Source organism: Campylobacter sp. IFREMER_LSEM_CL2151 (assembly GCF_025771725.1).
In the GTDB taxonomy this organism is placed as follows: Bacteria; Campylobacterota; Campylobacteria; order Campylobacterales; family Campylobacteraceae; genus Campylobacter_D; species Campylobacter_D lari_C.
On sequence record NZ_JAKMQT010000007.1, the window covers coordinates 13898 to 36196 of the forward strand.

Here is a 22299-nt window from a genome sequence, read left to right on the forward strand (position 1 = left end):
AAAATGGCAAAAAAAAGTGCATTAGGAAGAGGTTTAAGTAGTATTTTGGCTGATATTGATGAGGTTTATGAAAAAGAATTAGGTTCTAATGAAGGTAGAATAGAAGAAATTGATATAGATTTAATTAGTCCAAACCCTTATCAGCCAAGAAAAAATTTTGACACCCAAGCCTTAGAAGAACTTGCAGGTTCTATTAAAGAATATGGTTTGATTCAACCTGTTGTGGTCTTTAAAAAAGATGAATTTGATTATATTTTAATAGCAGGCGAGAGAAGATTTAGAGCATGTAAGCTTTTAGAAAAAGAACAGATTAAAGCTGTAGTTTTAAATGTAGATGATATAAAATTACGCGAGCTTGCTTTGATAGAAAATATTCAAAGAGAAAATTTAAACCCTATAGAGCTAGCACATTCTTACAAAGAGTTATTAGAAATTCATGATATCACCCAAGAAAAATTAGCAGATCTTATCCATAAATCAAGACCTCAAATTGCTAATACCTTAAGACTTTTAAATTTAAACGAGCAAACGCAAAATTTCATTGTAGAGGGTAAAATTTCGCAAGGTCATGCAAAGGTTTTAGTGGGACTTGAAAAAGAAGAAGAAAAAATGATAGTTGATACTATCATAGGACAAAAACTTAATGTAAGAGATACTGAAAAATTAATTAAAAATTTTAAAAATACAAATCAATTAGAAAAAAACACAATTTCAAATAAACAATATCAATCTATAATAAATTTAAAAGAAAAAATTGAATCTTTAGGTTTAAAAGTAAATGCAAAGGATTTAAAAATTACTATAAATTTTGAAAATGAAGATGAGGTTAGGGAATTTCTAAAGACATTAAATTAAATATGTTTTTAGGTATGTTTTGCTATAATTTCGCGTTTTATTTAGATTTATTTAGGAGTATTAATGTTTAATGATGTACACTTTTCCATCATGATAGCCACTGGTGTCATTTTTTTGCTTATGATAGCGATTTTAAATTCTATGCTCTATAAACCTTTGATTAAATTTATGGATTCTAGGGATTTAACTATAAAAAATGATGAAGAAAAAATGAAAAAAAATTCTGATGATGTTTCAAATGTAGAAAGTGAATTAGAAAAAATTCATATTCAAACAAGAGATGAAATTAATCAAATTAAGTCAAAAGCAATAGAAGAAGCTAAATTAAAACAAGAAAAAGAATTATCAACAAGAAAAAGAGAATTAGAAGATCAAATGCTTGTTTTTCTTAAAAGCCTAAGAGAAAAAGAAAAAGAGTTAAAAGAAGAAATGCGTTTAAAAATGCCAGAATTTAAACAAAGCTTTAAAGATAGCTTGAGTAAAATTTAAGGAAGATAAATGTTGAAAAAAATTACATTATTATCGGTACTTCCTTTTTATGCTTTTGCAGCAGGTAATGGAAGTGGTGAATACGATATCATTCCAAGAGCGGTTAATTTTGTTTTATTTGCTGCTATTTTATATTATTTTATTGCAACTCCTTTGAAAAATTTTTACAACGGAAGAATTGCAAAAATTGCTTCTAGAATGAATGAAATTCAAGAAAAGCTTATCGCGAGTAAAAATCATAAATTAGAAATGATGAAAAAACTAGACTTAGCTAAACAAGAAGCGATCAATGCAGTAGCTCTTGCAAAAAAAGAGGCAGAGATTATCACAGATAAAATAGAAGCTGAAACAAAAATGGAAATTAAGGCTTTAGAAAAAACTTATGAAGAACATAAAGAATACGAAATAAGAAGAATGGAAAAAGAAGTTGTGCAAGCGGTTTTAGAAGAGATTTTTGAAGATCAAAATTTACAACTTCAGCAAAAAGAAATTCTAAATATCATGATGAAAAAGGTGTCTTGATGGAAAGTGTGATTGCAAAAACTTATGCAAAGGCGATATTAGAAAGAAATGATTTTGAAGATTTTTATTCTAATTTATTAGAGTTAAGTTCAGCTTTTGCATCTAATAAATTTATAGATGTTTTAAATTCTTATGAGATAAAACAAGGAAAAAAACTAGAGTTTATACTTTCTTTATTAGATAGTCCAAGTGATGCTTTTAAAAATTTTATAAATTTAATCGTAGATAATAAAAGGGAAATGTTGATCCCAGAAATTACTAAAGAATTGAGTGAGCAAAAAGCATTAAAGGAAAATACATTCTTAGGACAAGTTTATTCAAAAGAACAATTAAGTGCAGAAGAAATTAAAAATTTAGAAGAAAAACTTAGTACTAAGTTTAATGCAAACATTAGATTAGATAGTAAAATAAGTGATAATGACAGTGTGAAGATTAGCTTAGATGGTCTTGGTTATGAAATTTCATTTTCAATGCAAAGCTTAAAAGCTAAAATGAATGAATATATATTAAAAGCAATTTAAGGAGATTTGATGAAATTTAAAGCAGATGAAATTAGTTCTATTATAAAAGAAAGAATTGAAAAATTTGACTTTAATCTTGAAATAGAAGAAACAGGTAAAATTATTTCAGTTGCTGATGGTGTTGCTAAGGTTTATGGTCTTAAGAATGCCATGGCCGGAGAGATGGTTGAATTTGAAAATGGCGAAAAAGGAATGGTGCTTAACCTTGAAGAATCAAGCGTTGGTATTGTTATCTTAGGTAAAGGTCTTGGTCTTAAAGAAGGAAGTTCTGTAAAAAGACTAAAAAAACTTCTAAAAGTTCCGGTGGGCGATGCATTGATAGGACGTGTTGTAAATGCTTTGGGTGAGCCAATTGATGCTAAAGGCGTGATTGAGGCAAGTGAATATCGCTTTGTGGAAGAAAAAGCAAAAGGTATTATGGCTAGAAAAAGCGTTCATGAGCCACTACACACAGGTATTAAAGCAATTGATGCTTTAGTTCCAATTGGTAGAGGACAAAGAGAGTTAATTATCGGTGATAGACAAACAGGTAAAACAACTGTAGCAATTGATACTATCATTAGTCAAAAAGGTAAAGATGTTATTTGTATTTATGTTGCAATTGGTCAAAAACAAAGCACTGTAGCTCAAGTAGTTAAAAAACTTGAAGAATACGGTGCAATGGATTATAGTATAGTAGTAAATGCAGGTGCTTCTGATCCTGCTGCATTGCAATACCTTGCTCCATATACAGGTGTAACTATGGGTGAGTATTTTAGAGATAATTCAAGACATGCATTGATTGTTTATGATGATTTAAGTAAGCATGCTGTTGCATATCGTGAGATGTCTTTGATCTTACGTCGTCCCCCAGGTCGTGAAGCTTATCCAGGGGATGTATTTTATTTACATTCAAGATTGCTTGAAAGAGCAAGTAAGTTAAGTGATGAGCTTGGCGCGGGAAGCTTGACTGCACTACCTATTATCGAAACTCAAGCGGGCGATGTTTCAGCTTATATTCCAACTAACGTTATTTCAATTACTGATGGGCAAATTTTCTTGGAAACAGATTTATTCAACTCAGGTATTCGTCCTGCGATTAATGTTGGTCTATCTGTATCTCGTGTTGGTGGTGCTGCGCAAATTAAAGCAACAAAACAAGTTTCAGGTACATTAAGACTTGATTTAGCTCAATATAGAGAGTTGCAAGCTTTTGCACAATTTGCAAGTGATTTGGATGAAGCAAGTAGAAAACAGCTTGAGCGTGGGCAAAGAATGGTTGAAGTTTTAAAACAACCACCATATTCTCCGCTTTCAGCTGAAAATCAAGTAGTGATGATTTATGCAGGAACTAAAGGATATTTAGATGATATAGCAGTTTCTAAAATTGGAGAATTTGAAGCAGCTTTATATCCATTTATTGAAGCTAAATATCCAGAAATTTTTGAGCAAATTAGAACTAAGAAAGCTTTAGATAAAGATTTAGAAGAAAAATTAGCTAAAGCATTGAGTGAGTTTAAAGCAAACCATATATAAGGTTTTTAAATGTCTAATTTAAAAGAAATTAAAAGAAAAATAAAAAGTGTTCATAATACACAAAAGACAACTAATGCTATGAAGCTTGTCTCTACTGCCAAATTAAGAAAGGCAGAAGAGGCAGCTAAAAAGTCAAAAGTTTTTGCTCAAAAAATTGATGAAGTTTTATCTGAAATTGCATTCAAGATTAATCAATACGAAGGACTTGATGATAAGCTTCCGTTTTTTAGAAAAAAAGACAATATTGAGAAAATGGATATTATTTTCATTACTGCCGATAAAGGTTTATGCGGTGGTTTTAACATCAAAACCATTAAAACAGTAAATGAAATGCTTGAAGATTGTAAAGCAAAAAAAATCAAAGTAAGATTAAGAGCTATTGGTAAAACAGGTATAGAGTATTTTAATTTTCAAAATATTGAAATTTTAGAAAAGTATTTAGATACAAGCTCTAGTCCTGACTATGAAAAAGCATGTGCTATTATACAAAGTGCAGTAGATGATTTTGTAAATGAAGTAACTGATAAGGTTGTGATTGTGCATAATGGCTATAAAAATATGATTTCTCAAGAAATTCGTATTAATGATTTATTGCCAGTGCAAGCTATTGCAAGTAAGGAAGAACAAGAATCACAGTCTTTAATGGACTTAGAGCCAGAAGATGAAGAAATCTTAAATGATTTATTAAAAACTTATTTTGAATATAATATGTATTTTTCTTTGGTTGATTCTTTGGCGGCTGAACATAGTGCAAGAATGCAGGCTATGGATAATGCAACCAATAATGCAAAAGCAAGAGTTAAGCAGCTTAACTTAGCTTATAACAAAGCAAGACAAGAATCTATTACCACCGAATTGATAGAGATTATCAGCGGTGTTGAGTCAATGAAATAAATTTAGGAGTGATGATGCAAGGTTTTATTTCTCAAGTTTTAGGACCAGTGGTTGATGTTGAATTTAAAGAATATCTTCCACAAATTAATGAAGCTATTATTGTTAATTATGAATTAGAAGGAAAAGAATGTAAGCTAGTTCTTGAAGTAGCTGCACATTTAGGTGATAATAAAGTAAGAACTATTGCTATGGATATGACTGATGGTCTTGTTAGAGGTTTAACCGTAGAGGCAACTGGGAACCCAATCAGTGTTCCAGTGGGCGAAAAAGTTCTTGGAAGAATTTTTAATGTAACGGGTGATTTAATTGATGAGGGCGAAGAGATTAATTTTGATAAACATTGGTCAATTCACAGAGATCCTCCTCCATTTGAAGAGCAAAGCACAAAAAGCGAAATTTTTGAAACAGGTATTAAGGTAGTTGATTTGCTAGCTCCTTATGCTAAAGGTGGTAAAGTTGGTCTTTTTGGTGGTGCTGGTGTTGGTAAAACCGTTATTATTATGGAATTAATTCACAATGTTGCATTTAAACATAGTGGATATTCAGTTTTTGCAGGTGTTGGTGAAAGAACACGTGAGGGTAATGACCTTTATAATGAAATGAAAGAAAGTAACGTATTAGATAAAGTTGCACTGTGCTATGGTCAAATGAATGAACCACCAGGGGCAAGAAATCGTATTGCTTTAACAGGTCTTACTATGGCTGAGTATTTTAGAGATGAAATGGGACTTGATGTATTGATGTTTATTGATAATATCTTTAGATTTTCTCAATCAGGTTCAGAAATGTCAGCACTTTTAGGAAGAATTCCTTCAGCTGTTGGTTATCAACCAACCCTAGCTAGTGAAATGGGTAAATTTCAAGAAAGAATTACATCAACCAAAAAAGGCTCTATTACTTCAGTTCAAGCAGTTTATGTACCAGCAGATGACTTAACAGACCCTGCACCAGCAACAGTTTTTGCGCACTTAGATGCAACTACGGTTTTAAATAGATCGATTGCTGAAAAAGGTATTTATCCAGCTGTTGATCCACTTGATTCTACTTCAAGAATGCTTGATCCGCAAATTATAGGTGAAGAGCATTATAAAGTAGCACGTGGCGTACAATCAGTGCTTCAAAAATATAAAGATTTGCAAGATATTATTGCTATTTTAGGTATGGATGAGTTAAGTGAAGAAGATAAATTAATTGTTGAAAGAGCGAGAAAAATTGAAAAATTCCTATCTCAGCCATTCTTCGTTGCAGAAGTATTTACAGGAAGTCCTGGTAAATACATTAGTTTAGAAGATACGATAGCAGGCTTTAAAGGTATTTTAGAAGGAAAATATGACCATTTACCAGAAAATGCTTTCTATATGGTAGGTGGAATTGATGAAGTTATTGAAAAAGCAGAAAAACTTAAGGCTTAATAATGGATAATTTAATACATATAGAGGTGGTAACACCTCTTGGTATGATTTACAATGATAATGTAAAATCTATTGTTCTTCCTGGAAGTGAAGGTGAATTTGGTGTTTTAAAAGGACATGCATCTTTAATCTCTTCTTTAAAGGCAGGAATTATAGATATAGAAAAATCAGATTCAACTCATGAATTAGTTGCTATTGATTCAGGTCATGCAAAAGTATCTGAAACTAAAGTAAGTGTTTTAGCAAAAGGTGCTGTATGGGTTGGTGGAAATAGCGATAGTGAAATAGCAAAAAGATTAGAAGAAGCAAAAGATTTGATTAAATCTATGAGTAGTGATAGCGTTGCTTTGGCTTCTACTTTTGCTAAGATGGATAATAATGTAAGGCAAAAATAGTGGATTTTCAAGCAATTTTTCATTTCTTTGAAAATACAAGCTTAATCACTTATATTGTATTAGCTTGGCTTTCGGTGTATTTTATACTTAGTTTTAGTATTTTATTTTCAAGATTAATGCTTATTAATAAATGGACTCAAAATGAAAGTCAAGCTTTAGAAGCTTTAATGAGAGGGGAAAAAGATTTAAGTCAAAGTGCGTCAATTTTAAAAAAATGTGTGGAAATTGATGAAACTAAAATGAATATTTATAAAAATTCTGTAGAAAAAAAAGCTACGATAGGATTAACTTGGCTTAGTATCATAGCTTCAACCTCTCCTTTTATAGGGCTTTTTGGTACAGTGATTTCTATACTTGAAACCTTTGGTGGTTTAGAAATGCAAAATTCTTTAAGCATTATTGCTCCTAAAATTAGTGAAGCTTTGGTGGCTACAGGTTGTGGGATTTTAGTGGCAATCCCTGCATATAGCTTTCATTTGATTATCAAACGCAAGGCTTATGAGTTGATTAATATCTTAGATAGCGAAATTAAGGTGCTGGTAAGTTCTATAAAGGCTTAATTTATGTTTTTAGAAGAAAAACCCGAATTAAATATTACACCTTTAGTTGATATTATGCTTGTGTTGCTTGCTATTTTGATGGTAACTGCACCAAGTATCACATATGAGGAAAAAGTGCAACTTCCTCAAGGCTCACAAAAAACTTCAAGTGCGCCAAATATTAAAAGTTTAATTGTAACAATTAATGCAAAAAAAGAAATTTTTATAGGAAAAGATAAATTTAATTTTGTAAGTTTTGCAGACAATATGAATGCTTTAAAAGTTCAATATAATACCCAAGAGACAGTTTTTATAAGAGCAGATAAGAATTTAAAATATGATGATGTAATGAGTGTTTTAAGAACAATGAAACATTTAGGTTTCCAAAAAGTTGCTTTGCAAACTGAGTAGAAAATGGAAGAAAATTCTATACACAATTTTAAATCCTTTATTTATGCAATTTTAGTTTATTTTTTTGTTGTTTTCTTAGTTTTTTTTAAATTAATTGAATATAAGCCAAAAGCTATTGAGTATACTGATGATCCTAATAGTTTTATTAATATAGAACTTGGCGATAGTATAAATCAAAATCAAGTAAATATGATACAAGAATTGCAAAAAGAAAATTTGCAAAGCTTATTTGAAGAAAATCTTTTACAAAAATACACCACTAACAAAAGTGTCAATACGCAAAATATAGAACAACAAGCAAGTGTTTTTAATGAGTTGTTTGGTAAAATAGAAGACTATCAAGAAGAAAAAACGACTAAAGTGCAATCTTCTATGCCTTCAAAGAAACCTACTTTTGCCCAAAGAGAAAAAATCAATGATTTTTCTAAGCAACTTAATGAAAATTTGCAAATTAATCAAGAATTAGGACAATCTGTTATAGAGCAAAAAGTAGGGGTTTATGATCAATTTTTAGGTGCTGTGAGAAAATACCTTGAGGATAGATGGAGAATTTACAATCCTAGCGGTAATTTAAGTATAGAGGTTGAATTTGTAATTGATAATAATGGTTATTTTTATTTACTAAGTGCTACTAGTGCACATAGTGATAATTTTGATAAAAAAGCAAAAGAATTTTTACAAAATTTAGAAGGAAAATACATAACTTTACCTCCAAATGGTAAAATAAGAAAAATCAAAATGCAACTTAGTGATATAATTGAGTTTAAAACGGAGAAACAATGAAAAAAATACTAGTATTTTTATTTTTTTGTTCAGTATTATTTGGACAAGATGCGACAATATCTGTTGTTAATAAAGGTATGCAATTGCCAAAAATTTATATTAAAGATCAGTCTAAATTGAATGATTTAGATCTTAAAAAAAGTTTTTACAATATGCTTGTTAATGATATAAAAGTAAGTTCAAATTTTGAGATAACTCAAGATGAAAAACAAGGCGATTATATTTTTTCTTATATATTAAATAAAAATGGCAAACTTTTAGATATCGATGTTGAAATTTTAGCCGCAAATGAAACTAAAACAAGATTTTATGAACAAATTCTATCTGTTGAAGAGTATCCATTTTTGTCACATAGAAGTGTCGCTGAAATGAATAGAAAATTAGGTTTTGCACCGGTTGATTGGATGGATCATAAAATTTTAATAGCTAGAACACAAGGTAATAAGCAAAGTGATATTTTATTAGCAGATTATACTTTAACTTACCAAAAAGTATTGATTTCAAAAGGTTTAAATTTGTTTCCTAAATGGGCAAATAAAGAACAAAATGCATTTTATTTTACTGCTTATGAAGATGAGATTCCAACTCTTTATAAATATAACATGAAAAATAAAAATATAACAAAAATTATCGCTAGTAAAGGTATGATGGTTGCTTCTGATGTGAGTGATGATGGTAAAAAAATTTTACTTACCATGGCTCCAAAAGATCAACCTGATGTGTATTTGTATGATGTAGATTCAAAAAATCTGACACAAATTACAAACTACATGGGTATTGATGTAAATGGCAATTTTGTTGATGATGATAAAAAAATTGTATTCGTATCTGATCGTTTGGGTTACCCAAATATTTTTATGCAAAATTTAGATTCAAATTTAACAGAACAAGTTGTTTTTCATGGTAAAAACAATTCTTCGGTTTCTACTTATAAACACTATATGGTTTATTCTAGTAGAGAAGTAAATCAAAGCGGAGTTTTTAATCTTTATTTAATGTCTACTCAAAGTGATTATATAAGACAGCTTACTGCAAATGGCAAAAATCTTTTTCCAAGATTTTCTAGTGATGGAGAAAGTGTTGTGTTTATTAAATATTTAGGTTCACAAAGTGCATTAGGAGTTATTAGAATTAATGCAAATAAAGCCTTTCATTATGGTTTAAAAGTAGGTAAAATTCAATCAATTGATTGGTAAAATATCAAAATAGCATTTTTTTTGTTATAATTAAATTATGATTTTTAAATAAATAAAAGGGGAAAAGCAATGAAAAAAATCATTTTTGCTTCAATTACTGCATTTGCTGTTATTGTAAGTGGTTGTGCTACAAAAAATACTAGTGTAAGTAGCTCAAGTAGTGTAGATGGCTCAAAAGGTAGCGGTGGTTCTGATAGATTTGAAAATCTTGAATCTTTAAATTCTGTAGCAAATGTATATTTTGACTTTGATAAATTTAATGTTAGAAAAGATATGCAAAAAGTTATTGCAAATAATGCTGAAATTTTCAACAAAGAAGCTGCTAATGCTGCAATTGTAGTTGAAGGAAACTGCGATGAGTGGGGAACTGATGAGTATAATCAAGCTTTAGGTTTAAAAAGAGCTAAAGCAGTAAAAGAATCTTTAGTAGCTCAAGGTGTTAGCGCAGATAGAATTAGCGTAAAAAGCTATGGAGAAACTAATCCTGTATGTACTGAAAGAACAAAAGCTTGCGATGCTCAAAATCGTCGTGCAGAATTTAAATTATCAAAATAAGTTTTAAATAAATGAAATTAAAATTATTATCAGTAGCTCTTTTAGGAGCTACTTTTTTACACGCTGAAATTTCAGCATTTGATGCAGGAAAAGTAGATACAAAAACACCTTATGGTTTAACTCAAAATGAAAAATTACAATATGAAAATCAAGAACGCTTAAAAGCTTTAAATGAATATTATACAAATTTAACAAGTAAAATAAATACAGCCATAGAAAACATAGAAGGCTTGCAAAGTGTAACTGAAGGCTTAAATGCTCAGTATTCAAAAGCTAATACAAAATTGCTTTCATTGGAAGAAAACTATCAAAATTTTGATGCAAATATTACTCAAGAAATTCAAAATTTAAGAGCTTATGTTGAAGAGAATAGACAAATTCAAGAAAAAAATCATCAAGAGATTCAAAAAGTTTTAAGCGAAATTACAACTTTGATCAATAAGATTAATGATGATTATATTTCCAAAGAAGATATGAATCAAACTATAACTTTTTTTCAATCTGAAATAGCTAGAGTGCAAAATCAGACAAAAGTAACCCCTGTCGTTCCTATTGTAAGTGATGATAATAAAACCGAAGAAATCATTCAAGATGAAAATGAAACTCAAGAAGAAGTGATTGAAGTAAAAGATGATAGTTGGAAAAAATTACAATCTAGTGAAATTTTGAAAAAAGCAATTGATGAAACTAATAAAAATCAATTTGAAGATGCAAAAGAAAAATTTGAACATCTAATAAGTATTCACTATAAACCTGCTAGATCTACTTTTTGGCTTGGAGAGATAAGATATAAACAGCAAGATTACGCAGGTGCTTTGGGATTTTATAAGAAAAGTTCTGCTATAAGCACTAAAGGCGATTATGTGCCAAAATTGCTTTATCATACAGCTATTAGTTTAGATAAGGTTGGAGATCCAAAAAGTGCTAATAAATTTTATAAAGCTTTAAAGACAGCTTATCCTGATAGTCCTGAAGCAAAAGTTTCACCAGATAGAAAATAACAAAGGAGATAAAATGGCTATAGAAAAAAATAGTGTAGTTTCAATGTTTTATGAGTTAAAAGATGCAAATACTAATGAAGTTTTAGAATCAAATATTTATGCTGAACCTATTTCTTTTATTTTGGGTAAAGGTCAAATTTTAGAAGGATTAGAAGAGGAAATTCAAAAGCTTAATGCCCCGTGTAATGCTGATATTGTGATAAAAAAAGAAAATGCTTTAGGTGAATATGATGCAAATGCTTTGCAAACTTTACCAAAAGAGCAATTTGCGGGGATTGATTTACAAGTTGGTATGGAGCTTTTTGGCGAAGGTGAAGATGGCAATACAGTAAGAGTAATTGTTAGAGAAATTACTGAAAATGAAGTTACTATTGATTACAATCATGCTTATGCGGGAAAAGACTTGTTGTTTTCATTAAATATTGTAGATGTTAGAGCTGCAAGTGAAGATGAAATTTTAACAGGAATTATTGCAGGTAGTAGAAGTTGTGGATGTGGTGGTGGAGGACATCACCATGATCATCATCACGGATATGGCGGTGGCGGATGTTGTGGAGGCCATGGGCATGGTGGCGGTGGCTGCTGCGGTGGTCATTAATGAATAGTGTATTTATTTTCCCAGGTCAAGGCTCTCAGAGTGTTGGCATGGGTTTGAGTTTTTATGATAATTCTAAAAAAGCAAAAGAATTGTTAGACAATGCTAGTGATTTTTGTAAAATTGATTTTAAAAATTTGCTTTTTAAAGAAAATGAAAATTTAAACAAAAGCGAATTTACGCAAATGGCTATAGTACTAAACTCACTAATGGCCTATGAAGCTTTAAAAGAGCAAGTTGATATAGAAGCTAAGTATAGCCTGGGTCATTCATTAGGAGAATTTAGTGCTTTAGCAACTCAAGGTGCATTTGATTTTTTAGATGTAATAGCGCTTGTTAATAAACGCGGTCAATTCATGCAAGAAGATTGTTCTAAAATCGAAGCTGGTATGATGGTGGTTTTAGGGCTTGAAGATAAAGTGGTAGAAGAACTTTGTCAAAATGCATTAAGTAAAGAAAAAAGCATTTTTGCTGCTAATTATAATTGTGATGGGCAAATTGTAGTAGCAGGTTTAAAGCCCGATTTGGCCTCGTATGAGAGTGAGTTTAAAAATGCAGGAGCTAAAAGAGCTATGCTTTTAAATATGAGCGTTGCAAGCCATTGTCCATTATTAAAAAATGCGTCTTTGAAACTTACAAAAGAATTAGAACCTATTTTAAAAGAGAGTTTTAAAAGCGTAGTATCAAATGTTAATGCAAAAGTGTATAATGATAAAAATCAAGCTCTAACGCTTTTAAGCGAGCAACTCATCAAGCCTGTTCTTTATAAACAAAGCATTAAGGCAATAGATGAAGAAGTAGATTTTTATATAGAATTTGGTGCGAGCGTGTTAAAGGGCTTAAATAAAAAAATCACTCAAAAAGAAACTTATGCCTTAAGTAAAATAGAAGATATTGATGAAATTTTAAAGGTAATTAAATGAAAATAGCTATTTTAGGAGCTATGCCTGAAGAGGTTACTCCTTTACTAGAAACATTAAAAGAATATCAAACAATAGAATATGCAAATAATACTTATTATCTTGCAAAATATAAAAATCATGAATTAATCATCGCTTATTCTAAGATAGGGAAAGTCAATTCCACTCTTAGTGCGGCTATTATGATAGAAAAATTTAAAGCCGAGCTTTTGCTCTTTACAGGTGTAGCTGGTGCTTTTAATCCTAGTTTAGAAATAGGGGATTTAATCTATGCTACAAAGTTAGCTCAATATGATTTAGATATTACAGCTTTTGGTCATCCACTTGGTTATGTTCCAGGCAATGAAATTTTTATAAAAACAGATGATAAGCTAAATAATCTTGCTATAGAGGTTGCTAAAGAGCTTGGTGTTAAATTACAATCAGGTGTTATCGCTACGGGCGATGAGTTTATTTGTGATGAGAATAAAAAAGCAAAAATTAGAGAGATTTTCAATGCAGATGCTTGTGAAATGGAAGGAGCCAGTGTAGCTTTGGTGTGCGATGCTTTAAAAATTCCATGTTTGATTTTAAGATCAATGAGTGATAAAGCAGGTGAAAAGGCTGAATTTGACTTTGATGAGTTTGTAGAAAAATCTGCTAAAATTTCGGCTAATTTTGTCTTAAAAATTTGTGAGAAATTATGATAAATCTTAGCAAAAGACTAATCAGAGAAGTAGCTAAAGCAAATGCTAAATTTTCTTTAATAGGAGATAATGACAAAGTTTTATTAGGACTTAGTGGTGGGAAAGATTCTCTAGCTTTAGCACATCTTTTAAAGCGTATGCAAGCACACGCGCCTTTTAAATTTGAACTTAAAGCAGTAACTTTAAGCTATGGTATGGGTGAAGATTATACCAAACTTCACAATCACTGCAAAGAACATAGTATTGACCATGAAGTGATTGATTCTAATATTTATGAAATTTCAGGTGATACGATTAGAAAAAATTCAAGTTTTTGTAGCTATTTTTCAAGAATGAGACGTGGAGCTTTATATACTTATGCTTTGGAAAATGGTTTTAATAAACTAGCTATAGCTCATCATTTAGATGATGCAGTGGAAAGTTTTTTTATGAATTTTATTTATAATGGTGCTCTTAGAAGTTTAGCTCCAAAATATAAAAGTAAAAGAGGTATAGAGGTTATTCGACCTTTGATTTTTGTAAGAGAAAGACAATTAAGAGAAAATGCTATTAATAATGAATTAGAAGTTATTGGTAATGAATTTTGTCCTGGTATGAAATTAAGTGAAAAAAATGTAAAATTTCCTCATGCTAGAGAAGAAGCTAAACAGCTTTTAGCAAATTTAGAAAAAGAAAATCCAAAATTATTTACAAGCTTAAAAACTGCATTTGAAAATATCCACACGGATAGTTTTTTCATGGTTAAGGATAATGACTAAACTTTTAGTTGTTGTTGATTATCAAAATGATTTTATCGATGGTAGCTTAGGTTTTGAAAAAGCTACCAAGATAAAAGAAAATATTCTTGCTCTTTTAAAAAATCATCAAGGTGATATTGTTTTTACTTTTGATACGCATGATGAAAATTATTTAAAAACTCAAGAAGGAAAAAAAATACCTATTTATCATTGCATTAGAGATACTTTAGGTTGGCAAATGCCAAGTGATTTTGATATGTATTTAAAAAATGCAAAAAAAATCTTTTATAAGAATGCTTTTGGTAGCTTAGAATTGGCTAATTTTTTAAAACAAAATTATTATGAAAGTATAGAATTTTGTGGTTTGGTTTCACATATTTGTGTATTTAGTAATATTATTTTAGCTCAAAGCGCTAGTATCAACTCAAAAATTATATTGCATAAAAATGCAACAGCGAGTTTTAGTAAGTCTTTAGAAAATAGTGCTTATGAAATTTTGCAAGCTTATGGCGTAGAACTTTTATAAAATGCAAGGTTTTATCTTACATATTCAGAGTGTAAAAGATGAGGATTTAATCGTTTATCTTTTAAGTGCTAAAAAAGTTATTAAAAGTTATAGATTTTATGGAATGAGACATTCTAATATTTTAAGTGGATATAAGATTGATTTTGAGCTTGAGGAAAGTTCGAGGTTTTTACCACGTTTAAAAGATGTTTTGCATATTGGTTTTTCTTGGATTTTAGATAGAGAGAGAATGTTTTTTTGGCAAGAGTTTATTAGGCTTTTTTATCAGCATTTAAAAGATGTTGAGGAAATTGATAGTTTTTATTTTGAGCTTTTAGAAGATTGTGCTAAGCGTTTTGAAAAGCAAGATTGCAAGCGTGTTATAGTAGATGCTTATTTAAAAATTTTAAATTTTGAAGGACGTTTACATAAAAGCTTTGTATGTTTTTATTGCGATGAGTATATACAAAAAAACGTTGTATTGGTAAGAGCTTTTTTACCTGCACACAAAAAATGTGCTTTTGGTTATGAGTTTAAAGCTGAAGATCTTGCAAAGTTTTATGAAAATTTTAATTCATCGCATTTTAGCGATGAATATATTGATAATTTATATAAAATCATTAAAGAGGGTTTTTAAGAGTAATATCATACATCATAATAGCCTCTTGTCTTAATTTTGCGATGATATTTGCACTATCAATATGTGTATTTTTTATAATAGCTTCCTTGCTATTTTTAATATCTTCAAGCAAATTTCCAAGTTGTTTTTGAGAACTTTGTAGGCAAGTGCTTATACATTTTGGTTGTGTTTGTTGTAAAACTTGCTCGAAATTTAAACTTTGATTGTTAAGCTTTGAAGCATGTGCTGCTAAATTGTTTGCACTTGTTCTAATGCCACCTAGTGCTTTGTAAATCCCTTTTGAATTGATATGAGCTGCCATGAACCTTCCTTGTTTTATGGTATCTCTTCATTCATATTGCTTAGAAATTTATAAGCAAAAATCATTCCTTATTGAAAAATTCTTGAATATATTTTCGCATAATATCTGCATCATTAATACGATTAACACAATCTCTAAAATTAGATGCATCTTCATAACCTTTAGAATATTCATGCAAGTGTTTTCTAAATATGCTTATGCCTTGTTCTTTATGGTGTTTTAGCATTTCTTCAAAATGCGCGAAAATGATTTTATTTTTCATAGCTTTTTCGATTTTTTTGCCAGTTTTTATCTCATAAAATATCCAAGGTTTTCCTATGCTTGCACGCCCTATCATCAAAGCATCACAATTTGTAATTTTAAATACTTCTTTAGCATTTTCTGCGCTAATATCACCATTTGCTACTAAAGGAATTTTGATATTTTCTTTGGCTAAAGCTATGGCTTCATAATCAGCATTTCCACTATACATTTGTTTTCTAGTGCGACCATGTATACTGATAAAATCTACTCCAGCATTTTCACACGCTTTAGCAATAGCAATGGGATCTTTTTTATCAAATCCTAATCTTACTTTGACACTAGTTAATTTTTTATTACTTGTTTTTTTGATAAGTTCTAAAATTCTTTGTAATTTATCAAGATCTTGCAAAAGAGCACTACCTGCACATTGTTTTATAACTTTATTTACAGGACAACCGCAATTAAAATCAATTCCATCTATAAAATCAAAACGATTTAGTATTTCTACTGCTTTTTGAATTATATTTTCATCTGAGCCTGCAATTTGAACTATATAAGGATTTTCAAGCTCAGCTTTTTCTAGCATTTTAAGAGTTTTTGAGCTCTCATACACTAAAGCATTAGAACTTATCATTTCACTAATAGTTACATCAGCCCCAAATTGTTTAACTAAATTTCTTAAAGGCAAGTCTGAAAAACCTGCCATAGGGGCTAAAAATAAAGGCTTTTTACTAAATTCTATCATTGTATTAATTTTTCAAGTTCTATTTTTTTATTATGTTCTCTTAAAAAGAGCAAGAGTCTAAAGTCTTTATGCTCATTTTGATCATTTCCTAATTCATTAAGCAATTCATCATACATACCAAATTCTGCCAAAGTATAAAGATAAGCTCTTAAAGCTTGAGAATGATTATCTTTTAACTTTTTAAATAAAGCAATTAATACTTGAGGTTCCATTTTTTTACAAAGTATTTTAACGCATTGCAAATATGACTTATCATCTAAGGTATTCATACTAAGTAAAACTTCGATTTCAGCATGATTTAATTCTAAGTTTTCTTTTTCAAATCTATTCAAAAGTAATAAAATATCATCTTGGTTTTTTTGAGCTTTTAGCGTTTTAATTTGACTATAGGACGCATTTTCTAACACCATTTTATAAGCAAAAATTTCTAGCTCACCTACTAAGGTATCTTTGTTTTTGATAAAAGAAAAAGCATAATTGCTATCATTTTGAAAGTGATTTTTTTCATTTAAAATAAAAATTTCATTATTTGGACCTAATTTGTATTTTTTTAATTCTACAAATTCTTTTTTATCTAAGTTCTCAAAAATATCAATAATTTCATCTATTTTAGGATTTTGAATTTTTTCTTTAAAACAAAGAGCTTGAGTGTTTTTGGCTATATTTTGAAATTCTTGAGTTTTAAATTTAACCTTACTTGCTTTTTTTAAAAAAATATCAATAATAAAATTTTCATAATTTTTACTATCTTTAATTAGATTTTTATATTGTAAATGTTTTAAAAAACCATAAAAACTCATATGTGCTAATGCTAATATCATCAAAAATAAAGCAGGCAAAACAACCCATAAGCTAATAGGCAAATTTAATTCAAAAGTAGAAATTGTGAAAGTATAATTTCCTAAGTTTAGATTATAAACTAAGGCTGCAACAATTAAAAGATAAACTAAACTTGCAAAGAAAAATAATCTTATCTTCATAGCTCTTTCCTTTTTTCTAGGGTTTCACGGCAATTGATACAGTATTTTGCGTGAGGTTTTACCTTAAGTCTTTCAGGATGAATATCATCTTCACAATACTCACAAATACCATAAGTATTGTTATCTATTTTACTTAATGAATGTTTAATTTCTTCTAGCTCGGCTTTTAAATTTTCGTTGATTTTAAAGTCAATATGAGAGCTATTGTCAATTTGTTGCAAATCAACCTCATCTCTAGGTTCGCTATCTTGTAGATTATGGATATTGTTTATATTACCCTGAAGTTCTTGTAAAATTTCTTTTTGTCTTTGAAGTAATATGTTTTTAAATTCTTCAAGATTTAATTCTTGCATAAACGCTCCTATTTGTGATATGGGTGATTTGTATTAATGCAAAATGCACGATAAATTTGCTCTAAAAGCATGGTTTTAGCAAATTTATGCACTAAAGTCATTTTACTAAGAGCTATACTTGCATGCATTTGTGTAATAAATTCTTGTTCAAATCCATAAGCACCGCCTATAAAAAATGAAATTTCATTTTTATCTTGTAATAATCTTGCAAATTCTACACTTGTAAGCTCTTTACCTTTTTCATCTAAGGCTATACAAAAACCTTTTTTATAAGGACTTAGTGCATTTGTATAAGATTTTTTTGCTTCTATGGTATTAGTGTTTTGTGCTTGATTGATTTTATTATTAAAAATACATATATCATTAAAACTGCAAAATTTTTTGATGAGCTTGATATAATGCTCATCTATCTTGCTAAATTCATCATTATTGTTTTTTTGAATGCTTAAAAGATTGATTTGCATTTTTAGTTTTTAGAAAAAAATCTTAAAAAGTCTGCTATAAATTTTTTATGATTACTTCTTTCTACAATCGCATCAATCAATCCATGCTCGAGTAAAAATTCAGCCTTTTGAAAGCCTTCTGGCAAATCAGCCCCTATGGTTTGTTTGATTACTCTAGCTCCTGCAAAGCCTACTAGGGCACCAGGTTCAGCCATGATGATATCTCCAAGCCAAGCAAAAGATGCACTCACTCCACCCATGGTCGGATCGGTTAATACTGAAATATAAGGAAGTTTTTCTTCTGCTAGCAGTTTTAATGCTGCACTTGTTTTGCTCATTTGCATTAAAGAATAAGTGCTTTCTTGCATCCTAGCTCCACCGCTTGCGCTCACTATAACAACAGGAGTTTTTTTCTCAATCGCTCTTTCAATCGCTCTAAGAATTTTTTCACCTTCTACTGAGCCTAAACTTCCACCCATGAAAGAAAAATCAAAAACAACAAGTTGAGTTTTTATCCCATCTATATTACATTCGCCACTTATTATGGCGCTTTTTCTTCCTGTTTTTTCTTCATTTTCTGCTAATCTTTTTTTATATGATTTACTATCTACAAATTTAAGCGGATCGATTGCATGTAAGTCTTTATCCATTTCTACAAATGTACCTTCATCACTAAGTAACTCGATGCGTTTTAAAGGATTTAATCTCATATGAAAATTACATTTAGGGCAAACATTATAACAAGTTTCTATTTCTTTATAATACATTAACGCATGACAAGAATTACATTTTACCCAGTGATTTGGAGCCTCACTTGGAGTGGCTTGTTTGCGTCTTATACTAGAAAAAATATCTAAAAAATTCATTATCTCTACCTAAAATAAAATTTCAAAATTATAGCAAGATTTTAGTATTTTTAAAATCTTGCACCCAACATAAACTCAAATTTACTTAAATCATCTTTTGAATTAGTGTTAAATGGTTTAGCAAAAACTAAATTTAAAGCACCTAGTGGAGTTAGCCACTCAAAACCAACACCTGTACTCCATCTTTGAATTTGACTTAAAGAACTCTCACCTATGGCACCATAGTCAAAAAATACACTTCCTCTTAGTTTGATTCTATCAAAGATTGGAAAGCTAAGCTCAACAGAGTTAGCAAAAGCCACTGTACCACCTGTTTCATCACCCCACGCATTTTTAGGGCTTACACTTCTTCTATCAAAACCTCTAATAGTTCCTATACCTCCAAGATATAATTTTTCATTGATAGGTAAATAACCTTGATCCCATACCTTATAAAAACTTGCTTTATAACGATAAATCAAATCCCAGCCTATAAATTCTTCCAAGCCTTGGTAATAATTAAATTTAGTAGTAGAGCTTATAAATTCTTGATCTCCACCTAAGCCTGCATATTCAAGTGAGGTTGAAGCGATAAAACCTGATCTTGGTAGATAATAATCATCTGTATTGTTAAATACTATTGAAGGTGTAATGGAGCTTTTATAAGTTTTTCCAAGTTTATATCCTTGAGCAATTAAGCGATCGCTTAAATGATAAATATCACTTTGCTCAAGATTGTAAGTTAAATCAACACTTGTGTATCTTCCTAAAGTTTTACCAACGCTTATATCAAAACCATAGTTTCTCTCATCATAGCTATCCCATTCTAAACGATCTGAATATAATGACCCTCCAAGAGAATAATCACTATCATTTACTCTAGGGTTTCTTAAAGATACTCTACCTGAAAGTGTATCATCGCCTTTGTCTATACTTACACTTCCTTTCATACCAGAACCTAAGATATTTGCATCAGATAATGAAGCACTAAGTAAAATTCCATCACTAGTTCCATAACCAATACCACCTGAGATAGCCCCAGTTGAAGCTTCTTTGACTTCTACTATCAAATCAATATGCGTATCATCTACTCTTTGCTCTTTAATATCTACATTTTCAAAATACGCAGTTCTTCTTAGAGCATTTCTTGAGTCCATTAAATCAGTTCTATTATAAAGATTACCTTCGGTTAGATAAAGCTCTCTACGAACAACCCTATCAACTGTTTTGGTGTTACCTGAGATGATGACATCTCTTATATATACTTTTTCATTTGGTATGACTTTAAAAATAATCATAGCTTCATGATTTTCTTTATCTTTTTGTATATCAGGTATAACTTGTACAAAAGCATAGCCTAAATCTGCTGTTTTAGTTTCTATGGTTTTTATATCTTCTCTTAGTTTTTCTATATTAACTATTTTTCCAACACTTAATTTTAAATCATTTACTAAAGCTTCATTTTCTTCATCACTAAAAATAGGATTAAAAATTTTAATCCCTTTAACTTTATAAACCTCACCCTCGTTGATAAAATAAGTTAAATCAGCTTGATAAGTATCTGTATAAGTATTTAAAAAAGCAGGAGATACGCTCACATCAAGATAACCTTCTTTTAAATATACATCTGAAATTCTTGAGCTATCATTTGCAAGATCAAAGATTTTAAGCTTACCATCATTAAAGCCCCACATCCAGCCTAGAGCTTCTCTTTGTTTATTTGCTACCGCAGGTTCAATATCTGAATAACTTAAATTTTTTGCACCACTTAAATGTACTTTTTCTATGATGATATTTTCCCCACGATTTACAACAAAAGTAAGTTTTAATGAGCTTGAATTACTTAATTTTTCATCTTTGATTTCTACAACAGTATCATAAAAACCTTTGGCTTGATAAAAAAGTTTGATTTTTTCAGCTGCGTCTTTAGCTGAATTTTCATCATATAAAATTCCAGGTTTTAAACCAACAAGGCTTTCTATTTGTTTTCTATCGTTACTTGCTATACCTTGAATATCTATTTTTCCAATGGAAGGTTTTTCTATTACTTTAAAAGTTAGCACCCCATTTTTTTCTTCTACTACTATATCATTAAAATAATTTCTATCAAAAAGGTTTTTAATTGCTGTATCTATACTAGCAGGATCAATTTTTTGTCCTATTTTTAATTTAGAAATCGCAATAGCACTTTCTTTAGAAAGTTGCGATAAGCCTTCAAATTTGATATCTTTAATTGTAGCTGCACATAAGGAACTTGAGAGTGCAAAGAAAACAAACCATTTTTTCATCATTTTACCTAAATTTTTATATACAAAATCGTTATAATACCAAAATATTTTTAACTAATGCTTTTTAAGGAAAATTTATGAAAGTAGGTATAGTCGGACTTGGCTTAATAGGCGGATCTTTGGGCCTTAGCTTAAGAGAGAATAAATTAATAGATTTAGTTTGTGGGTATGATATAAACAAAGAATTTGAGCAAATTGCACTAGATAGAAAGTTAATAGATAAAATTGTTTCTTTTGAAGAGTTGAAAAAATGTGATGTGATTTTTTTAGCTATCCCTGTAAGAGCTATTGTAAAAATCTTAAAAGAATTTCAAGGTATTTCTAAAGATTGTACTATCATTGAACTTGGAAGTACAAAAGAAGAAATTATTAAAAATTTACCTTCTTATTTGAAAAGTCAATTTATCGCAGCTCATCCTATGGCAGGAACTGAAAATAGTGGTCCAAATGCAGCTATAAAAGATTTATATAAAAATGCAGTTTGTGTTTTGTGCGATGTGCAAAATGCTGATCATATTCATCAAAAAAGGGCTATAGAAATTTTTTCAGATTTAGGAATGAAGCTTGTATTTATGGATAGTATCGCGCATGATCATCATGCTTCTATCATTTCACACTTACCGCATGTGATTAGTTTTTCTTTGGCAAATTTTGTGATGAAAGAAGAAAATAAAAAAAATATAGCTCACCTAGGAGGCCCTTCTTTTAAAGATATGTGCAGGATTGCTAAGTCAAACCCTCAAATGTGGAGCGGTATTTTTGAACAAAACAAACAAAATTTATTAAATTCTATTGATTTATTTCAAAAAGAATTACAAGAATGTAAAAAAATGATAGAAAAATGTGATATAAATGAGCTTGAGACTTGGATTAAAAGTGCAAATAAATTAAGAGAAATTCTATAAAATTTTTTATAATTTACTCTTAATT

28 protein-coding genes are annotated in these 22299 nt (G+C 29.7%); 21 read left to right on the forward strand and 7 right to left on the reverse strand.

Going from position 1 to position 22299, the window contains the following annotated elements; all coding sequences use genetic code 11:
• The first annotated feature begins 3 nt into the window (after window positions 1-3).
• The 20 genes from L8V82_RS06000 to recO all read left to right on the forward strand — a co-directional run bounded on the left by L8V82_RS06000 (window position 4) and on the right by recO (window position 15168).
• The gene (locus tag L8V82_RS06000) at window positions 4-855 is read left to right on the forward strand and encodes a ParB/RepB/Spo0J family partition protein (protein ID WP_263724346.1); all 852 of its coding nucleotides are present in this window, start codon (window positions 4-6) and stop codon (window positions 853-855) included.
• 63 nt (window positions 856-918) lie between these two features.
• Window positions 919-1344: a FoF1 ATP synthase subunit B' gene (locus tag L8V82_RS06005; protein WP_263724347.1), complete on the forward strand. Its 426-nt coding sequence runs from the start codon at window positions 919-921 to the stop codon at window positions 1342-1344.
• A 9-nt stretch (window positions 1345-1353) separates the two neighbouring features.
• Entirely contained in the window at window positions 1354-1866 is a 513-nt protein-coding gene (locus tag L8V82_RS06010; protein ID WP_263677858.1) for a F0F1 ATP synthase subunit B, read from the forward strand.
• Window positions 1866-2387, forward strand: coding sequence for a F0F1 ATP synthase subunit delta (locus L8V82_RS06015; RefSeq protein WP_263724348.1), 522 nt, complete (start codon window positions 1866-1868; stop codon window positions 2385-2387). Before L8V82_RS06010 ends, L8V82_RS06015 begins: the two co-directional genes overlap by 1 nt.
• 9 nt (window positions 2388-2396) lie before the next feature.
• On the forward strand, window positions 2397-3902 hold the full coding sequence (gene atpA / locus L8V82_RS06020) for a F0F1 ATP synthase subunit alpha (RefSeq protein ID WP_039617356.1): 1506 nt from the start codon (window positions 2397-2399) through the stop codon (window positions 3900-3902).
• 9 nt (window positions 3903-3911) lie between these two features.
• A complete protein-coding gene (gene atpG, locus L8V82_RS06025) occupies window positions 3912-4796 on the forward strand; it encodes an ATP synthase F1 subunit gamma (protein ID WP_263674843.1) in 885 nt (294 codons plus the stop codon).
• Between the two features lie 14 nt (window positions 4797-4810).
• Window positions 4811-6208 (forward strand): F0F1 ATP synthase subunit beta, encoded by a 1398-nt coding sequence (gene atpD, locus L8V82_RS06030; RefSeq protein WP_263677861.1) that lies wholly within the window; start codon window positions 4811-4813, stop codon window positions 6206-6208.
• 2 nt (window positions 6209-6210) lie between these two features.
• Complete coding sequence (gene atpC, locus L8V82_RS06035; RefSeq protein WP_039625212.1) at window positions 6211-6603, forward strand: ATP synthase F1 subunit epsilon; 393 nt, start codon at window positions 6211-6213, stop codon at window positions 6601-6603.
• The gene (locus L8V82_RS06040) at window positions 6603-7163 is read left to right on the forward strand and encodes a MotA/TolQ/ExbB proton channel family protein (protein WP_039617360.1); all 561 of its coding nucleotides are present in this window, start codon (window positions 6603-6605) and stop codon (window positions 7161-7163) included. Before atpC ends, L8V82_RS06040 begins: the two co-directional genes overlap by 1 nt.
• A 3-nt stretch (window positions 7164-7166) precedes the next feature.
• On the forward strand, window positions 7167-7553 hold the full coding sequence (locus L8V82_RS06045) for an ExbD/TolR family protein (protein WP_263674844.1): 387 nt from the start codon (window positions 7167-7169) through the stop codon (window positions 7551-7553).
• A 3-nt stretch (window positions 7554-7556) separates the two neighbouring features.
• Window positions 7557-8336: a TonB C-terminal domain-containing protein gene (locus L8V82_RS06050; protein ID WP_263724349.1), complete on the forward strand. Its 780-nt coding sequence runs from the start codon at window positions 7557-7559 to the stop codon at window positions 8334-8336.
• Window positions 8333-9532: a Tol-Pal system protein TolB gene (gene tolB / locus L8V82_RS06055; protein WP_263724350.1), complete on the forward strand. Its 1200-nt coding sequence runs from the start codon at window positions 8333-8335 to the stop codon at window positions 9530-9532. Before L8V82_RS06050 ends, tolB begins: the two co-directional genes overlap by 4 nt.
• Before the next feature lie 69 nt (window positions 9533-9601).
• Window positions 9602-10087, forward strand: coding sequence for a peptidoglycan-associated lipoprotein Pal (pal, locus tag L8V82_RS06060; protein ID WP_214135612.1), 486 nt, complete (start codon window positions 9602-9604; stop codon window positions 10085-10087).
• Between the two features lie 11 nt (window positions 10088-10098).
• The gene (locus L8V82_RS06065; protein ID WP_263724351.1) at window positions 10099-11088 is read left to right on the forward strand and encodes a tetratricopeptide repeat protein; all 990 of its coding nucleotides are present in this window, start codon (window positions 10099-10101) and stop codon (window positions 11086-11088) included.
• 13 nt (window positions 11089-11101) lie between these two features.
• Complete coding sequence (locus L8V82_RS06070) at window positions 11102-11686, forward strand: FKBP-type peptidyl-prolyl cis-trans isomerase (protein WP_263724352.1); 585 nt, start codon at window positions 11102-11104, stop codon at window positions 11684-11686.
• Window positions 11686-12606, forward strand: coding sequence for an ACP S-malonyltransferase (fabD, locus tag L8V82_RS06075; protein ID WP_263724353.1), 921 nt, complete (start codon window positions 11686-11688; stop codon window positions 12604-12606). Before L8V82_RS06070 ends, fabD begins: the two co-directional genes overlap by 1 nt.
• Entirely contained in the window at window positions 12603-13289 is a 687-nt protein-coding gene (locus tag L8V82_RS06080; RefSeq protein ID WP_263724354.1) for a 5'-methylthioadenosine/adenosylhomocysteine nucleosidase, read from the forward strand. The genes fabD and L8V82_RS06080 overlap by 4 nt, the downstream gene beginning before the upstream one ends.
• Window positions 13286-14047 (forward strand): ATP-binding protein, encoded by a 762-nt coding sequence (locus L8V82_RS06085; RefSeq protein ID WP_263724355.1) that lies wholly within the window; start codon window positions 13286-13288, stop codon window positions 14045-14047. Before L8V82_RS06080 ends, L8V82_RS06085 begins: the two co-directional genes overlap by 4 nt.
• Window positions 14040-14552: a cysteine hydrolase family protein gene (locus L8V82_RS06090; protein ID WP_263724356.1), complete on the forward strand. Its 513-nt coding sequence runs from the start codon at window positions 14040-14042 to the stop codon at window positions 14550-14552. The genes L8V82_RS06085 and L8V82_RS06090 overlap by 8 nt, the downstream gene beginning before the upstream one ends.
• 1 nt (window position 14553) lies before the next feature.
• A complete protein-coding gene (gene recO / locus L8V82_RS06095) occupies window positions 14554-15168 on the forward strand; it encodes a recombination protein RecO (RefSeq protein WP_263724357.1) in 615 nt (204 codons plus the stop codon).
• Here the strand turns inward: recO and L8V82_RS06100 are convergent.
• The 7 genes from L8V82_RS06100 to bamA form a co-directional block, all read right to left on the reverse strand.
• Window positions 15152-15472 carry a hypothetical protein gene (locus L8V82_RS06100; RefSeq protein WP_039617382.1) on the reverse strand — a complete coding sequence of 107 codons (321 nt, stop codon included), beginning with the start codon at window positions 15470-15472 and terminating at the stop codon, window positions 15152-15154. The genes recO and L8V82_RS06100 overlap by 17 nt on opposite strands.
• Window positions 15473-15533: 61 nt before the next feature.
• Window positions 15534-16460 (reverse strand): tRNA dihydrouridine synthase, encoded by a 927-nt coding sequence (locus L8V82_RS06105; RefSeq protein ID WP_263724358.1) that lies wholly within the window; start codon window positions 16458-16460, stop codon window positions 15534-15536.
• A complete protein-coding gene (locus L8V82_RS06110; protein ID WP_263724359.1) occupies window positions 16457-17440 on the reverse strand; it encodes a hypothetical protein in 984 nt (327 codons plus the stop codon). Before L8V82_RS06110 ends, L8V82_RS06105 begins: the two co-directional genes overlap by 4 nt.
• A complete protein-coding gene (dksA, locus tag L8V82_RS06115; RefSeq protein WP_087699412.1) occupies window positions 17437-17793 on the reverse strand; it encodes an RNA polymerase-binding protein DksA in 357 nt (118 codons plus the stop codon). Before dksA ends, L8V82_RS06110 begins: the two co-directional genes overlap by 4 nt.
• A gap of 8 nt (window positions 17794-17801) precedes the next feature.
• Complete coding sequence (locus L8V82_RS06120; protein WP_263724360.1) at window positions 17802-18257, reverse strand: 23S rRNA (pseudouridine(1915)-N(3))-methyltransferase RlmH; 456 nt, start codon at window positions 18255-18257, stop codon at window positions 17802-17804.
• Window positions 18258-18259: 2 nt separating this feature from the next.
• Window positions 18260-19102, reverse strand: a complete 843-nt coding sequence (gene accD, locus L8V82_RS06125) for an acetyl-CoA carboxylase, carboxyltransferase subunit beta (protein ID WP_263724361.1) — start codon at window positions 19100-19102, stop codon at window positions 18260-18262.
• Window positions 19103-19152: 50 nt separating this feature from the next.
• A complete protein-coding gene (bamA, locus tag L8V82_RS06130) occupies window positions 19153-21369 on the reverse strand; it encodes an outer membrane protein assembly factor BamA (protein WP_263724362.1) in 2217 nt (738 codons plus the stop codon).
• Between the two features lie 77 nt (window positions 21370-21446).
• On the opposite strand from bamA, the gene L8V82_RS06135 reads away from it, so the two are divergent.
• The gene (locus L8V82_RS06135) at window positions 21447-22274 is read left to right on the forward strand and encodes a prephenate dehydrogenase (RefSeq protein WP_263678038.1); all 828 of its coding nucleotides are present in this window, start codon (window positions 21447-21449) and stop codon (window positions 22272-22274) included.
• The last annotated feature ends 25 nt before the right edge of the window (window positions 22275-22299 follow it).

Bases quoted from the DNA above. Each gene is read 5' to 3' on its own strand.
- L8V82_RS06000 (WP_263724346.1), top strand. From the start codon at position 4: ATGGCAAAAAAAAGTGCATTAGGAAGAGGTTTAAGTAGTATTTTGGCT.
- L8V82_RS06005 (WP_263724347.1), top strand. From the start codon at position 919: ATGTTTAATGATGTACACTTTTCCATCATGATAGCCACTGGTGTCATT.
- L8V82_RS06010 (WP_263677858.1), top strand. From the start codon at position 1,354: ATGTTGAAAAAAATTACATTATTATCGGTACTTCCTTTTTATGCTTTT.
- L8V82_RS06015 (WP_263724348.1), top strand. From the start codon at position 1,866: ATGGAAAGTGTGATTGCAAAAACTTATGCAAAGGCGATATTAGAAAGA.
- atpA (WP_039617356.1), top strand. From the start codon at position 2,397: ATGAAATTTAAAGCAGATGAAATTAGTTCTATTATAAAAGAAAGAATT.
- atpG (WP_263674843.1), top strand. From the start codon at position 3,912: ATGTCTAATTTAAAAGAAATTAAAAGAAAAATAAAAAGTGTTCATAAT.
- atpD (WP_263677861.1), top strand. From the start codon at position 4,811: ATGCAAGGTTTTATTTCTCAAGTTTTAGGACCAGTGGTTGATGTTGAA.
- atpC (WP_039625212.1), top strand. From the start codon at position 6,211: ATGGATAATTTAATACATATAGAGGTGGTAACACCTCTTGGTATGATT.
- L8V82_RS06045 (WP_263674844.1), top strand. From the start codon at position 7,167: ATGTTTTTAGAAGAAAAACCCGAATTAAATATTACACCTTTAGTTGAT.
- L8V82_RS06050 (WP_263724349.1), top strand. From the start codon at position 7,557: ATGGAAGAAAATTCTATACACAATTTTAAATCCTTTATTTATGCAATT.
- tolB (WP_263724350.1), top strand. From the start codon at position 8,333: ATGAAAAAAATACTAGTATTTTTATTTTTTTGTTCAGTATTATTTGGA.
- pal (WP_214135612.1), top strand. From the start codon at position 9,602: ATGAAAAAAATCATTTTTGCTTCAATTACTGCATTTGCTGTTATTGTA.
- L8V82_RS06065 (WP_263724351.1), top strand. From the start codon at position 10,099: ATGAAATTAAAATTATTATCAGTAGCTCTTTTAGGAGCTACTTTTTTA.
- L8V82_RS06070 (WP_263724352.1), top strand. From the start codon at position 11,102: ATGGCTATAGAAAAAAATAGTGTAGTTTCAATGTTTTATGAGTTAAAA.
- fabD (WP_263724353.1), top strand. From the start codon at position 11,686: ATGAATAGTGTATTTATTTTCCCAGGTCAAGGCTCTCAGAGTGTTGGC.
- L8V82_RS06080 (WP_263724354.1), top strand. From the start codon at position 12,603: ATGAAAATAGCTATTTTAGGAGCTATGCCTGAAGAGGTTACTCCTTTA.
- L8V82_RS06085 (WP_263724355.1), top strand. From the start codon at position 13,286: ATGATAAATCTTAGCAAAAGACTAATCAGAGAAGTAGCTAAAGCAAAT.
- L8V82_RS06090 (WP_263724356.1), top strand. From the start codon at position 14,040: ATGACTAAACTTTTAGTTGTTGTTGATTATCAAAATGATTTTATCGAT.
- recO (WP_263724357.1), top strand. From the start codon at position 14,554: ATGCAAGGTTTTATCTTACATATTCAGAGTGTAAAAGATGAGGATTTA.
- L8V82_RS06100 (WP_039617382.1), bottom strand. From the start codon at position 15,472: ATGGCAGCTCATATCAATTCAAAAGGGATTTACAAAGCACTAGGTGGC.
- L8V82_RS06105 (WP_263724358.1), bottom strand. From the start codon at position 16,460: ATGATAGAATTTAGTAAAAAGCCTTTATTTTTAGCCCCTATGGCAGGT.
- L8V82_RS06110 (WP_263724359.1), bottom strand. From the start codon at position 17,440: ATGAAGATAAGATTATTTTTCTTTGCAAGTTTAGTTTATCTTTTAATT.
- dksA (WP_087699412.1), bottom strand. From the start codon at position 17,793: ATGCAAGAATTAAATCTTGAAGAATTTAAAAACATATTACTTCAAAGA.
- L8V82_RS06120 (WP_263724360.1), bottom strand. From the start codon at position 18,257: ATGCAAATCAATCTTTTAAGCATTCAAAAAAACAATAATGATGAATTT.
- accD (WP_263724361.1), bottom strand. From the start codon at position 19,102: ATGAATTTTTTAGATATTTTTTCTAGTATAAGACGCAAACAAGCCACT.
- bamA (WP_263724362.1), bottom strand. From the start codon at position 21,369: ATGAAAAAATGGTTTGTTTTCTTTGCACTCTCAAGTTCCTTATGTGCA.
- L8V82_RS06135 (WP_263678038.1), top strand. From the start codon at position 21,447: ATGAAAGTAGGTATAGTCGGACTTGGCTTAATAGGCGGATCTTTGGGC.